The organism is Porphyromonas sp. C0026D3 (assembly GCF_056590775.1).
Genome location: NZ_JBWPWU010000001.1, coordinates 118,680 through 133,096 on the forward strand (window position 1 = coordinate 118,680; position 14,417 = coordinate 133,096).

Below are 14,417 nucleotides of genomic sequence, written 5' to 3' on the forward strand. Positions count from 1 at the left end.
TGAATACAGTGAAACCAAACTATAAGGATATAGATATCGAAAAAGGACGGGAAGCCCATGCACTCTCTGTAGATGAATTTGAGCAAAAAAACAATATCCGATACGACTGGGAAACCCCAGAGCTGATCCATGTCAAGGGTGCCTATACTCGTGAGGACCTCAAGGACTTGGAGCACCTGCACTATGCCGCCGGGGTTGAGCCTTTTTTGCGCGGTCCGTACAGCACGATGTATGCGATGCGACCATGGACCATTCGTCAATATGCAGGATTTTCCACAGCTGAGGAATCAAACGCCTTTTACCGTCGAAACCTGGCTTCGGGACAAAAGGGGCTCTCTGTCGCTTTTGACCTCCCCACTCACCGTGGCTACGACCCGGACAACCCCCGTGTCCTAGGCGATGTCGGCAAAGCCGGGGTGTCTATTTGTTCGGAAGAAAACATGAAAGTCCTCTTCGACGGGATTCCGCTCAACAAGATGTCGGTATCCATGACGATGAACGGTGCAGTACTACCGGTCCTGGCTTTTTATATTGTCGCCGGACTGGAACAAGGTGCCAAGCTGGAAGAGATGGCCGGCACGATCCAAAACGATATCCTCAAGGAGTTCATGGTGCGCAATACGTATATCTATCCTCCCGAGTTTTCGATGCGGATCATTGCTGATATCTTTGAGTACACTTCGCAGAATATGCCCAAGTTCAACTCCATATCAATATCCGGCTACCACATGCAGGAGGCAGGAGCGACAGCAGATATTGAGATGGCCTATACTCTTGCGGATGGCATGGAGTATCTTAGGGCTGGAATCAAGGCCGGCATTGATATTGATAAGTTTGCCCCACGACTGTCGTTCTTTTGGGCCATCGGCATGAATCACTTTATGGAGATTGCCAAGATGCGTGCTGCCAGGATGCTGTGGGCAAAGATAACCAAGCACTATGGGGCAAAGAACCCCAAGTCCATGATGTTGCGTACCCACTCCCAAACCTCGGGGTGGTCGCTGACAGAGCAAGACCCATTCAACAACGTAGGGCGGACCTGTATAGAAGCCATGGCTGCGGCACTTGGTCATACCCAGTCGCTACACACCAATGCTCTGGACGAGGCCATCGCATTGCCCACCGACTTTTCTGCACGTATTGCCCGAAATACGCAGATCTATATCCAAAACGAAACACAGATAACACGCCAAGTAGATCCATGGGCCGGATCCTATTATATCGAGACCCTGACACATGAGTTGGCACACAAGGCCTGGGCCCATATCCTAGAGATAGAGGAGATGGGGGGAATGGCCAAGGCCATCGAGACCGGACTCCCCAAGATGCGTATCGAGGAAGCCGCTGCTCGCACACAAGCACGGATCGACTCGGGTAAGCAGACGATCATCGGCATCAACAAGTATCGCCTCGAGCACGAAGACCCTATCGACATCCTGGAGGTAGACAACACAGCGGTACTAAATCAGCAAGTGGAGTCGCTCAAGGAACTCCGAGCCCATCGTGACGAAGAAGCAGTAAAAAAAGCACTGGCAGACCTGACAGAGGCTGTCAAAAACAAAAGTGGAAATCTCCTCGAGTTGTCCGTAAAAGCAGCCAAAGTGAGGGCAACACTCGGAGAAATCTCTGATGCCTGTGAAGTCGTTGTGGGACGATACAAAGCTGTTATTCAGACAATTTCCGGTGTATATTCGAGTGAAACCATGAATGATCCAGACTTCAAAAAAGCATGTCAACTAGTGGAAGAATTTGCAAAGAAAAATGGTCGGCAGCCCCGAATCATGATCGCAAAGATGGGACAAGACGGCCATGATCGAGGAGCAAAGGTCGTTGCCACCGGCTATGCGGACTGTGGATTTGATGTAGATATGGGACCACTTTTTCAGACTCCGGAGGAGGCGGCAAGGCAAGCGGTAGAGAATGACGTCGACGCCATGGGGGTCTCTTCGCTGGCAGCCGGTCACAAGACGCTTATACCTGCTGTCATCAAGGAGCTGGAGAAGCTTGGACGTAGCGATATCATTGTTACGGCCGGAGGCGTAATCCCCGCTCAGGACTACGACTTCTTGTACAAGGCCGGTGTAGCCGCTATTTTTGGTCCGGGTACCCCCGTTGCCTACTCAGCCTCTAAGCTAATGGAGCTGTTGCTGGCAGAGTAGATGTTACCAAGGCCCAAAACCACCCATTTCATTTTGTACAACTCTTCAAAATATCGGACTGCGAATTAGCCAGGGGAGACGTTTTTGGCCGACCCTACCAAATAAGGATTGTTTTTACTATCTTTGCAAAGTATCTGCGGATACTGCTTGGCCTCGTAGTTCAACGGATAGAACGGAAGTTTCCTAAACTTTTGATATGGGTTCGATTCCCGTCGGGGCTACTTTGCATGATAGAATGAAAAACCGTTTTAAGTTGGCTACAAGCCTCTTAAAACGGTTTTTCGTTGTTTATGAGGACATCACTTAGAGTTTACCCACAGCCTCAGATATGCGGTCAGCGATGAGACGGTAGCCTTCTGCGTTGGGGTGGAGCCCATCTCTAAAGAGTGCTTCGTTGATCACGCCACCGCTGTTGGGTATCGTGAGTACGTCATAGATATTGATGTAGTCCACCTTCTTATTTCCTTTCAGCAAATCCCCTACTCGCCTATTGACTTCTCGCACGATCGCCTCTTGGCCGCGTCGCGGAGTCAGGGTCATCAGGTGTAGCTTGGCTTGGGGTTGTTTGGTCCGGATCAGGCCGACCGTCTCCACAATCCCTTGTGCTATGTGTTCGACAGGGTCATGCACGGATATATTGTTGGTACCGATCATGAGGAAGATGTGCGATGGCGCACAGTCATCCAGTTCACCGTGCATAATTCGCCAGTTGAGATTTTCTATACGATCCCAACCAAAACCCATATTGGTCACACGTCTCTGTCCAAAAAGTGAGCTCCAGGAGTCATCTCCACGGTGGTGCTTTGCTGCAGGTCTGCCGGACCAATAGTTCATGATCGAGTTGCCGATCACCAAAACTTCGGGATCGAATGTCCTATTTCGTTCGATCACTTGATTGTGTCGTTTTTCCCACGTATAGCTTGCCATGTCTCTGGCTTGAGTAATGGGTGCGCAGACCCAATCCGTCTTGATATTCAGTGCGGAGACAATATCCGGGATGATGTAATCGCCCGTGCTATAATATAGGCTCTTGATCCCCTCCTCGACCAGTCTACGGTATGCCTCACGCTGCGCCTGTAGAGAGGACTTTGTAGACGACGTACCCTCTGCGAGCAATATAGGGGTCTCGGTCCTCTCGCGCATCTGTCGCACCCTCCTTATGATCTGGTCAGTAGTCATACCGCACTCTTTTTTGTCTGTGAAGCCGAGAATATATAGCCGAGCTTTCCGATCCGATATTTGTGCGATCAGTAGACTGTCAAGTGCCAAAGGGGTGGATACTGTAAGGTCCACGGTAGAGTAGTCCAGTGTTTTTTGGACAAAAGGTGCCAAAGCATCAGATGGAGACTGTCGGTCATTGGCAAACACACCGGAGACTATGATGGGGGTTTCGAGACGCGGCGGCACCCACTCAAATGGTGTCCCTTGGCACGTGCCGATCCGTACCGACTCAATAGTGACTCCCGATGGGAGGTAGAGGCGGTAGCGATTCCCGAAACGGTGGGTGTTTTGGTAGGTGAGATTGTCGTACCCCACAGTCATTGTCCGATCATGATTGGCATAGTCCGCACAGGGGACAAAGACCGTAGATCCATGGCAGTCGGTACTGTACAAGTCTAGCTGTAGCTTTGGCAAAGATGGCAAGTCGTGAGACCTACTGTAAACGACCTCGACCACCATACGTGGAGAGGCAGAATAAAACTCCACCGACAGTCCGCTTGCCACCTCCCCCTCGTGTCCAAACTTCGCGTCAAGCCACTTGTGCGGAATACGCAGATACGGGGCATCGGAGAGGGCATAGTCGACACCCCCTTGTAGCATAGAAGTATCACAAGCCATGGGGTCGCGCCACTCCAGAGAGTCTACGGTCCCACTATTCAGCATAGGTGTCCCTGGCTCACCGGACACGGTGGTGGGCATACCTAGGAACAACAAGAGAGAAAACAAACCAAAAGCTAAGCAACGCATATCTTCTTTTTCGTCAATGATGTTTGTAAAACTAAACATGAACACGACGACAAAATAACAAAAAACCGGGAAATATCTTCGTCTGAAGAGAAAAGAATGTTGCACGAAGTTCCACTCCCCTTTGGCGCCCAATCAATCACTCACTCATCCAATGTTTTATTTTTCCCTTTTCTCTGATTATCAATATGTTGACCATCAAATACACGGGTGTAAAATCTACTTGTTTTTTGTCCTCTGTAAACCACAGAAAACCAACCGGTTGTGAGGAGCTGTTTTTTTCACGGATAGAAGAAATCTGTTTCACGGATAGAAGCGTTTGGTTTCACGGATAGAAGCAATCGCTTAGACGGATAGGGAAATGGTGGAGTTCGGACAAGGAGGCTTTCGATCTAGGTCAAAATAGAGCCCGGTAGCCATCACGAGGGTTGAAACAATGGCAATACGCTCATCCATGCTTGTAGTCAGGGATCATTGTCTCAGATTTGCCTTGCTTTCAACTTTTCGGTAAAAAAACTATATTTGTAGGGGAATAGGAATACCGCTTTACTAACTTAACACTAACCCTATTCGCACAAAACGTCATGAACATTACACACATTGAACACCTCGGAATTGCTGTAAAGAGTATTGAGGAGGCCAAGCCTTACTTTGAAGATGTGCTAGGCATGAAGTGCTATGCCGTGGAGGAAGTAGCGGACCAAAAGGTTAAAACCGCTTTTTTCAGAGTGGGCAACACGGACACCAAGATCGAGCTACTGGAGCCAACCAGCCCCGATAGCACGATCGCTAAGTTTATCGAAAAGCATGGCGAAGGCATACATCACTTGGCCTTTGCAGTACCGGATACAGAGGAGGCCCTTCGAGATGTGGAGTCTAAGGGGATACAGCTCATTGACGAGCATCCTCGACGCGGGGCAGAGGGGCTGGACATTGCCTTTTTACACCCCAAGTCCACACACCGAATACTTACCGAACTGTGTTGCAAAGGGGACAAGTGATCCATCTCTGCACACAAGCATAGCACTCCCTCTCCCATCCGCTCCGGCACAACCACAGCGGAGAGGGAGAGTTTTGTGAACTTACGACCCAAAGATTATTCAACTCAGCACGTATAATACCAATATGAGTAGTGAACAACGAAGAAAAACAGATGAGCTACAAGCCCTCAGGGAGCAAGCAAGAATAGGCGGTGGCGAAAAAAGGATAGACCAACAGCACGCCAAAGGAAAACTCACCGCACGTGAGCGGATCAACCTCCTCTTGGACGAAGGGACCTTTGAGGAGATGGAGATGTTCGTAAAGATTCGCAACACCAACTTCGGAATAGACAAAAAAGGCATACTGGGAGACGGTGTGGTCACCGGCAGTGGCACTATCGATGGCCGATTGGTATATGTATATGCACAGGACTTCACAAGCAATGCCGGATCCTTGGGAGAGATGCATGCCATGAAGATCTGCAGGGTCATGGAGCGCGCTATGAAAATGGGGGCACCGGTAATTGGGATCAACGACTCCGGTGGAGCCCGTATCCAGGAGGGGGTGAACGCACTCAGCGGATATGGCGAAATCTTTCAGCGCAACATAATGGCCTCCGGAGTTATTCCCCAGATATCGGGAATCTTTGGCCCATGTGCAGGAGGTGCCGTCTACTCTCCAGCACTTACGGACTTCAATATCATGGTGGCCGGGACCAGCTACATGTTTCTGACCGGTCCCAAGGTCGTCAAGTCGGTCACCAATGAGGATGTCTCAACAGAGGATCTGGGTGGTGCATCGGTACACACTTCCAAGAGTGGCGTAGCCCACTTTTCGGCCCAAAACGATGCCGAGGCCATCACACTTATCCGGAAGCTCCTCAGCTACCTGCCCTCCAACAATCTGGAGACAACCCCGCGAGTAGAGTGCAACGACCCTATAGACCGCGCTGAGCAGATCCTCAACGAGATCATACCCGACAACCCCAACAAGGCGTACGACATGTATGAGATCATCTCGGCACTGGTGGACAATGGCGAGTTTTTGGAGGTGCATCGTGACTTTGCGACCAATATCATAGTCGGATTTGCACGATTCGACGGTGAGACCGTAGGTATAGTAGCCAATCAACCACGATCAAAAGCCGGTGTCCTGGATGTGAACGCCTCCCGAAAAGGAGCACGCTTTGTACGCTTCTGCGATGCTTTCAATATCCCGATTGTCACACTGGTAGATGTCCCAGGCTTCCTTCCGGGGACAGGACAGGAGTACAACGGCGTAATCACTCATGGAGCCAAACTCCTATACGCCTATGGAGAGGCGACAGTGCCCAAGATTACGATTATTCTACGCAAGGCCTACGGTGGCGCCTATATCGTGATGGGGTCCAAACACCTCAACAGTGATGTCAACTATGCTTGGCCGACAGCAGAAATTGCCGTAATGGGTGCCAGCGGAGCCGTAAGTGTCATTTTCGCAAAAGAAGTGGCAGCGGCAGAGGATCCACAAAAGGCGGCGGCCGAAAAGGAAGAAGAGTATCGAGAGCTTTTTGCAAACCCCTATGTCGCCGCATCCTACGGGTATATAGACGACGTCATAGAGCCGGAGAACACACGCTTCAGAATCATTCGATCACTCCGCGAACTTGCGACAAAGCAAGACAAAATGCCCGTCAAAAAGCACGACAACCTACCCCTATAAGCCACACTCCCTATGCATAAAAACGAACCACAAAAATGCAATAAGTGGGCAATCCTATCGGTGCTAATGGCAATCTTTGTGCTGGGCACCACAGAAGCGTTGGCACAGAATGCAATCCGAATCAACGAAGTGCTTCTGGACAACCAAACCGGATATGTGGACGAATGTGGCACCAGGTCAGCATGGATCGAGCTATACAACCCATCTGCCGCAACGGTCAATGTAGGAGGAGTATTCCTCTCAGACGATCCAAGCCAGCCCACCAAGTATCCAGTCCGGATAGGATCGCGAAAATCCATTGTCCCCCCCTACCAGACTTTTGTCATCTTCCTTGATGGCAAAGCAAAACAGGGAGTCCATCACGTAGACATGACTCTGGATCCCACCACGACCAACACTATATATCTGTACGAAGAAGACGGGGTCACGCTGATTGATCAACTGACCGTTCCACCCATGGACGCAGATGTCAGCTATGCCCGCATCCCTGATGGCAAGGGAGACTTCCGGATGACCACAAGTGCCACTCCGGATGAGCTGAATGACTACTTTCACGGCAACGAAAACATCAAAAACTTTCAAGCCTACGACCCCTACGGCTTGGTAATGACCCTGATCGCCGTCATGACCGTATTCGTGGCCTTGACTATCCTCTTTTTTGCATTCAAGTGGACCGGCAACTTTTTCTCCAAAAAAGAGGCAAAGCCGGCAGGCAGTGCCGAGCCGATAAAGGAGAGCAAGCTCCGCGCCACCTCATCAAAACCGGAGGAAGTCTATGCCGCAATAGCGATGGCTCTACACGACACCGAAGACGACTCCGAGCAAGTGGCCATCGCCCTAGCCCTCTACCAATCCGGCCTCCTAGACAATAAAAACTCAGGAATGATCCAGATCATGGACAACAAGAGGTCCACCAACTGGGCGAAAAAAGCCAATATGATGCGACAGACTCCACAGCGACCCAACAAGAGGTAATCCCCCAAAACGTATCGAAATCAACCTATCAAGAATAAACCCAACGACCATGAAGAAGTTTTCTTATACCATCAACGGCAACAAGTACGATGTAGTGATCAAAAACATTGACGGCAACAACGCTTCTGTCGAAGTCAATGGCAAGGACTATGAGGTAACGCTAGATCGTCCGGCACCCGTGACACCCACAGTTCAGCCGGCACCCACAGCCCCGAGAGAGACCGCCGCACCCGCACCTGAAGTGCGCAATGATCCCAAACCCCAAGCCACGCCCACACCGGCACCCGCATCAGTGGCAACCGGCACAGGATCAGCCAAAGCCGTAATCTCTCCACTCCCAGGCGTGATCATATCAGTCCTAGTCAACCAAGGTGACGCAGTGAAAAAAGGACAAAAGATCATTGTCCTAGAGGCCATGAAGATGGAAAATGACATCAAAGCCGATCGTGACGGTACAGTCACTGCCATCAATGTCGCCAAAGGAGACTCAGTCCAAGAAGGCGATCCTCTGATCACAATTGGCTAATGTGGAGCCTGACCATATCTCCAAGACTTCATCAAAAAGAAAACAGCTAACCCTCAACCATTTTTATGGAACACTCTATTAGCCAATTCATCAAGGACGCCCTTATGGAGTTCATGTCCTATACCGGCTTTGCCAATGCCGAGCTAGGACACATCATCATGATTTTGGTCGGACTATTCTTCATCTATCTGGCAGTCAAGTACGAGTTTGAGCCAATGCTTCTTATTCCCATCGGATTTGGCATGCTGATAGGCAACATTCCCTTTGACACCGAAGCCGGGTTTCAGGTGGGGATTTATGAAGAAAACTCCGTTTTCAACATCCTCTACCAGGGTGTGCGACAAGGATGGTACCCGCCTCTGATCTTTTTGGGAATTGGTGCCATGACCGACTTTTCGGCACTGATTTCCAACCCAAAGCTGATCCTCATAGGGGCGGCCGCACAGTTCGGAATCTTCGGAGCATACATCATTGCGGTACTCTCCGGATTTGCCCCCAACCAAGCCGGTGCGATTGGCATCATTGGTGGTGCCGACGGTCCTACCGCAATTTTCCTATCAAGCAAGCTCGCTCCGAGTCTGATGGGTGCCATTGCCGTATCGGCATACTCATACATGGCCCTGGTTCCGGTCATCCAACCGCCTTTCATGCGACTCCTGACGACCAAAAAGGAGCGCTTGATCCGCATGAAAAAGCCTAGAGCTGTCTCCAAAAAAGAGAAGGTTATTTTCCCCATCATCGGGTTGCTGCTCACTGCGTTCATTGTCCCCTCGGGTCTACCACTGCTCGGAATGCTTTTCTTTGGCAACCTAATCAAGGAAAGCGGAGTCACCCGACGCCTGGCAGATACAGCCAAGGGACCACTGATCGATATTGTCACCATCCTACTCGGAGTGACAGTCGGGGCATCCACTCAAGCAACAGAGTTTTTGACTGTTGACTCGCTCAAAGTCTTTGGCATCGGTGCACTATCCTTCATGATCGCGACCGTCTCGGGTATATTGTTTGTGAAGTTCATGAATCTATTCTTGAAAGAGGGCAACAAAATCAACCCTCTTATCGGGAATGCAGGTGTGTCAGCAGTCCCCGACTCCGCTCGGATTTCCCAAGTGGAAGGGCTCAAGTACGACCCCACCAACTACCTACTCATGCACGCCATGGGGCCAAACGTGGCCGGCGTGATAGGTTCCGCAGTAGCGGCCGGTATCCTGCTTGGGTTCTTGGGCTAATCCACCGGATATATAGCCTATCGCCTCTGTGTCAAGAGAGGAACGAGGTGTGTCAAAACAGCAGTTTTGGCACACTTTTTTTTGTGCCTGATCCTTTCTGCTTGAGCGCACAACATTATTAGCCAACTCGTAGAAAAAGCCGACGAGGTCGGAGAAAAAGGTGCGCATGTCCAAGGAAAAGATAAAATCACTATGTGATTTCTTCAAATCACACTGTGACGCGAAGAAATCACTTAGTGATTTGAATAAATCACATAGTGATTTCAAGTTTTTCGGCCGGGAAAAATAGTTTGGAAGTGCATAGGGATGACTTTGACTAGACGAACGATAGGAGTGCCGGCACTTTTTGTATCTTTGTATCTGACAGATGAAAAGAAGAACCCAAAAGAAATAAGGAATGAGAATAGGTCTCTGGGACTCCGTGCCCACTGCTACACGCAATATTATCTCGCTCAATGTCATTGTCCTATTGGGGGAGTGGATATTGCCGAGAATTGGGATCAACTTGGTTGATCTCTTCGGGATGCACTACATAGGCTCAGACAGCTTTGCCTTTTATCAGATGGTGACCTATATGTTTCTGCATGACCCGAGTGGATTTGGGCACTTGTTTTTCAACATGTTTGCCCTCTTCATGTTTGGCGGTATGCTGGAGCGTGTCTGGGGGCAAAAGCGTTTCTTGATCTACTATCTCCTGACCGGTATTGGTGCGGGGTTGGTCCAGCAGTTGGTATGGTACTTGACCGCTGATCCGGTGACACTTCACTACTACGCAGATCACATGATCACTATTGGAGCGAGTGGTGCCATATTTGGCATACTGTTGGCATTTGGGATGCTTTTTCCGAACATACCCCTTTTCATCATGTTCATCCCGATACCGGTCAAGGCCAAGTGGGTTGTCCTAGGCTATGGTTTGATCGAGCTCTATGCCGGGGTCCGTGCTCCGGCGGATGGAGTGGCACACTTTGCCCACCTTGGGGGGATGCTTTTCGGGATTGTGCTTATACTTTTGTGGAGGCGTAGAGAGCGTAGCAAAGATGCATGGCAAGAGTTCTGAATCACAGGCCCTGAAGTCTACCTCTATCCTTTCCCTCGGTTGGCTTTTGGCGGTTGCCTTGGTGTTGACGGTCGTGTACTTCACGAAAGGGTATCTGCCGGATTGTTTTGTCCTGACTAGTGACCTGCATAGTGTTGTCGCAAGGCCGTGGTCCCTTTTTACCTATGGCTTGGTACATCAGTCCGCCACCCACCTCATCACTTCTCTGGTATTGCTGACCTTGGCGACTCTATACAGTGGACTCTCGGTGCGACTTTTTTACCTCATCGTGTCTGTTGCCATCTGTGTGGGTGGGCTTTTCTTTACGCTCACCTATGGTGTGATCGGTAGGCACACAGCGGAGCTTGCCGGAGCATCGGCCGGGATCTGCTCCCTTTTTCCGCACCTCCTCTTCGTCCGGTCCGGTCAAAAGCTCTCACTTGATGCGCAGGTGGTCCGCCTACTATTCGTCCTCGTTGCCATCGGTGATGTCGGCTATGCTCTTCTGGCGAGCAACCCTGGTTTTTTGGCGCATATCGGGGGGTATCTTGTTGGGCTCATGGCTCTACCGGTGATTCGGAAGGAGCAAATGGTCCAAAAGTCACAGGGGATCCTCCGGAAATTGCGACACTCCGGATATGCGTCTCTGACGGACGAGGAGCGCATGATACTATTGGGCAAAACAGACAGTTAGCGAACTGATATAATGAGAATGGGTGCTTTGCTCAAAAAGATTTTGGCATACATAGGGAGTGGATTCTTGTGGACGATCTACGCTGTCTTTTTGCCCCTGTATATCGGAGCTATGCTTGCGCCGTTTGTCGCTCCCACCCGCACTCAGATTCCGGCTTTCCTAAACCTTGCATTCCCCATCCTACTCATTTTTGCCCTTGCACTGCTGATCCTCTTGGTGCTGTATCGTAAGTGGGTATTGCTGGGCGTACATGTGTTGCTTTTGATCTTTTCTTGGGGCTATATTCGCTCCTATTGTCCTATCAACACAGGGTCCGGCCTTTCCAAAGATCGTGACCTCAGGGTCATGACCTACAATGTCATGGAGTTTCGTGAGTGTGATCCGATCACCGGCAGACCCAGAGTAGCCGATGTGATACAGCACTACAGCCCGGATATTGTCTGTCTGCAGGAGGGACGTTTCTCTATGAATGAGCAAAAAAACAGGCGTATGCTCAAGCAGGTGTTTGGTGCCGAGTACCCCTATATCCATTCGATCGCCCAAAAAGGTCTCACTATCCTTTCGCGCTACACGATAGCAGAGGACGAGTCCATATATTACGACTCCTATCGCAATGGCTCACATATCTACTTGCTTCGCCTAGACAATGACCTAACGTTGTTGTTGGTCAACAACCATATGGAAAGCTACAGTCTGGGTCATAGAGAGAAAAAAAGATTCAAGGACTACATCAGAGCGCTTAGGCTTAGGGATATACCCGGGCAGTTCTTGGAGATCAAGCATCGCTTGGGGCCGATGCTCAACCAACGCAGTGGAGCTGCCCGCAAAGTGCGGAGTGACACCGAAAGTGCCGAGACCAAATATACACCCCAATCTACCATAGTACTGGGGGACCTGAATGACACGCCGATGTCCTATACCTATCACCAGCTGCGTGACACTCGCTCCGATGCTTTTGCAAGCACCGGCTGTGGCATCGGGGTCACCTACAATGAGCCTCCACTGGCATTTCGTATCGACCACCTCTTCTATGGCGGAGCTTTGAAAGCCATTGGCTCCAAGATTCCACAGACGAGAGGTTGTAGCGATCACCGTCCCTTGATAGTTGATTTTGTTATCCGAAAATAGAGATTATACAGACAAATAAATGAAGAAACGAAAGAAGATTTCCGGACTCTTGGCACGACTGATCACAGGCGTGGCTTATGTATCGCTTATCTTATTCGGTATCCTTACCGACTCGGTGGCGGTTTTGGGTGTCGTGTTTTTTGGCTTTACCGCTATTGCCTGCTATGAGTTTCAGACCATTACTCGTGTCAACAACTATACTCTGATCCTCAAAATCCTACACTCTCTCATGGCCGGTCTTATTTTTCACACGGTCTATATGAGTGTCTCCACTACGGCTAGCTATCGTGACGCCGTGATTGCGCTATTGCCCTATATTGCCTACTGTCTCTTTTATTTGATCGGCGAGATGTATCGCAATCGTCCTGACCCGATTCGGGAGATGGCGTTTGCATTTTTCTCACACATGTATATCGCCATCCCGATGGCATTACTGATGTTGCTCTGCGTTGACCACTACCTTGTTTTCGATGTTGATGGGCAGCCCATACGGATGGCCCACACTTTTTGGTTGCTACCGATCTTCACCTTTGTGTGGCTCAACGACACCGGAGCCTATGCTGTCGGAACACTCATGGGCAAACGCCCTTTGTGGCCTAGAATTTCGCCCAAAAAGACTATCGAGGGGGCAGTGGGAGGCGTCGTGCTCTCAGTGCTTGCCGCTTTTGTCTTTTACCACCTCTTTTATTTTGTCACCAACTTATTCAACTGGGTCACCCTCTCCTTGCTGATCTCCGTATTTGCCACTTGGGGTGATCTTTTTGAGAGCTACATCAAGCGAGCATGCGCCGTAAAGGACTCCGGGAATATACTGCCCGGTCATGGTGGCATATTGGACCGAATTGACAGCCTGCTGATAGCGGCAATACCGGCCTATATTTTCATCAATATTATCATCAATGGCTGATGCCATCTCCGATGAGCCTCAGCGTCAAAAAGCAAAGACGCTGAGGCTCCCCCGGATCATGCTCCGGGTAGGCCGCTCGGAGCGTACCCTTGGAGGGTATGTCGTATATAGCTGATCATGAGCCGGTTTTGGCGACAGTGAGTTTCACGGATAGAAGCGATCGGTTTCACGGATAGAAGCAAAACTTTTCACGGATAGAAGCAAGCGCCCAGATTGGATAAAAAGAAACAGGTTGCTTGTTGCGCGCTTTTTCTGAGATTTCTATCTTCATTATTTTATTTAAGGATTGACTTCTTGTTACCATAGTCAGTCTCTACGCTCTGTCAGCTTGGCGGAGCTTTCTTTTATACAGGCTAGATCATATTCTTTTTGGGGGCTCAATATTTCTAGGAACCGACAAAAGTTACACACATACAATCTAAAATTCAATGTATCGAAATAAATTATTACCTTTGCCTACCCATTAAGATTAACTAGTAACAATCAAACTACTTTGTTATGTATAAATATGAAACATTAGACCTGAAAAACTATTCCGAGCGAATAAAGATGGCAATAAGTCTTTTGGTCGAACGCTCCATTGTAGAGTCAAGCACGGAGTTTTGGAAGTCTTTGGGCTTTGCCAACAGCTCAAGCGGTGCCTACTTTTACAAAAAAGGTGCTGAGCTCCTAAAATACCGAATGGCACTAAGCATAGCGTATGAATACCCCATCCTCAACGTTGAATGGCTAGTCACCGGCAATGGTCCTATGCTTGCAAATGCACAGGAAAGGCCCAGCCGTGATGAATCTTTGGACAACCGGGTCAAAAACCTGGAAGTCGAGGTTGCGCAACTCAAGCAGAACTTGGTAGATGTGCTGGAGTATGTCTCCACACTACAGCGGTAGTTGCTTTTGCGTATCGGTCACTTCGCTCACCGTTCATACTGCTTGCCGGCTTTTACAAAGTCGTCGAGCAGTATATATTTTTTCTTCGCACTACACTAGTTAGCCCCCACTCGGAGCAACCATCTCTTTGTCGGATATTTTCACAGCATTCATAGGTTGATGGATTAGGGTTTTACATACATTACGACTTATGAGGTTTTGAGGCTCCGTTTTAAAGATTTTCGT

Annotated in this window: 12 protein-coding genes and 1 tRNA gene; 12 read left to right on the forward strand and 1 reads right to left on the reverse strand. The window is 49.6% G+C overall.

Translation table 11 applies throughout. The annotated features are described in order from the left end of the window. The first annotated feature begins 8 nt into the window (after positions 1-8). Positions 9-2,159 (forward strand): methylmalonyl-CoA mutase, encoded by a 2,151-nt coding sequence (gene scpA, locus AC1EK1_RS00510; RefSeq protein WP_480305095.1) that lies wholly within the window; start codon positions 9-11, stop codon positions 2,157-2,159. A gap of 149 nt (positions 2,160-2,308) precedes the next feature. After that, positions 2,309-2,380 (forward strand) — tRNA-Arg (locus AC1EK1_RS00515). Positions 2,381-2,462: 82 nt separating this feature from the next. Here the strand turns inward: AC1EK1_RS00515 and AC1EK1_RS00520 are convergent. Further along, positions 2,463-4,043 carry a GDSL-type esterase/lipase family protein gene (locus AC1EK1_RS00520; RefSeq protein ID WP_480307220.1) on the reverse strand — a complete coding sequence of 527 codons (1,581 nt, stop codon included), beginning with the start codon at positions 4,041-4,043 and terminating at the stop codon, positions 2,463-2,465. Between the two features lie 665 nt (positions 4,044-4,708). On the opposite strand from AC1EK1_RS00520, the gene mce reads away from it, so the two are divergent. From mce to AC1EK1_RS00570, 10 genes are all read left to right on the forward strand, one after another. Next, complete coding sequence (gene mce / locus AC1EK1_RS00525) at positions 4,709-5,125, forward strand: methylmalonyl-CoA epimerase (protein WP_480305097.1); 417 nt, start codon at positions 4,709-4,711, stop codon at positions 5,123-5,125. Between the two features lie 124 nt (positions 5,126-5,249). Next, a complete protein-coding gene (locus AC1EK1_RS00530; RefSeq protein ID WP_480305098.1) occupies positions 5,250-6,806 on the forward strand; it encodes an acyl-CoA carboxylase subunit beta in 1,557 nt (518 codons plus the stop codon). Between the two features lie 12 nt (positions 6,807-6,818). Continuing rightward, the gene (locus tag AC1EK1_RS00535) at positions 6,819-7,781 is read left to right on the forward strand and encodes an OadG family transporter subunit (RefSeq protein ID WP_480305099.1); all 963 of its coding nucleotides are present in this window, start codon (positions 6,819-6,821) and stop codon (positions 7,779-7,781) included. 49 nt (positions 7,782-7,830) lie between these two features. Next, a complete protein-coding gene (locus AC1EK1_RS00540; RefSeq protein ID WP_480305100.1) occupies positions 7,831-8,307 on the forward strand; it encodes a biotin/lipoyl-containing protein in 477 nt (158 codons plus the stop codon). Between the two features lie 65 nt (positions 8,308-8,372). Next, positions 8,373-9,536, forward strand: a complete 1,164-nt coding sequence (locus tag AC1EK1_RS00545; protein WP_480305101.1) for a sodium ion-translocating decarboxylase subunit beta — start codon at positions 8,373-8,375, stop codon at positions 9,534-9,536. 397 nt (positions 9,537-9,933) lie between these two features. Beyond that, the gene (locus AC1EK1_RS00550; protein ID WP_480305102.1) at positions 9,934-10,596 is read left to right on the forward strand and encodes a rhomboid family intramembrane serine protease; all 663 of its coding nucleotides are present in this window, start codon (positions 9,934-9,936) and stop codon (positions 10,594-10,596) included. Next, the gene (locus tag AC1EK1_RS00555; RefSeq protein WP_480305103.1) at positions 10,577-11,269 is read left to right on the forward strand and encodes a rhomboid family intramembrane serine protease; all 693 of its coding nucleotides are present in this window, start codon (positions 10,577-10,579) and stop codon (positions 11,267-11,269) included. Before AC1EK1_RS00550 ends, AC1EK1_RS00555 begins: the two co-directional genes overlap by 20 nt. Before the next feature lie 42 nt (positions 11,270-11,311). Continuing rightward, positions 11,312-12,397: an endonuclease/exonuclease/phosphatase family protein gene (locus tag AC1EK1_RS00560; protein ID WP_480305104.1), complete on the forward strand. Its 1,086-nt coding sequence runs from the start codon at positions 11,312-11,314 to the stop codon at positions 12,395-12,397. Between the two features lie 19 nt (positions 12,398-12,416). Further along, entirely contained in the window at positions 12,417-13,304 is an 888-nt protein-coding gene (locus AC1EK1_RS00565) for a phosphatidate cytidylyltransferase (RefSeq protein ID WP_480305105.1), read from the forward strand. Positions 13,305-13,853: 549 nt separating this feature from the next. Next, complete coding sequence (locus AC1EK1_RS00570) at positions 13,854-14,192, forward strand: hypothetical protein (protein WP_480307219.1); 339 nt, start codon at positions 13,854-13,856, stop codon at positions 14,190-14,192. Positions 14,193-14,417: the final 225 nt, after the last annotated feature.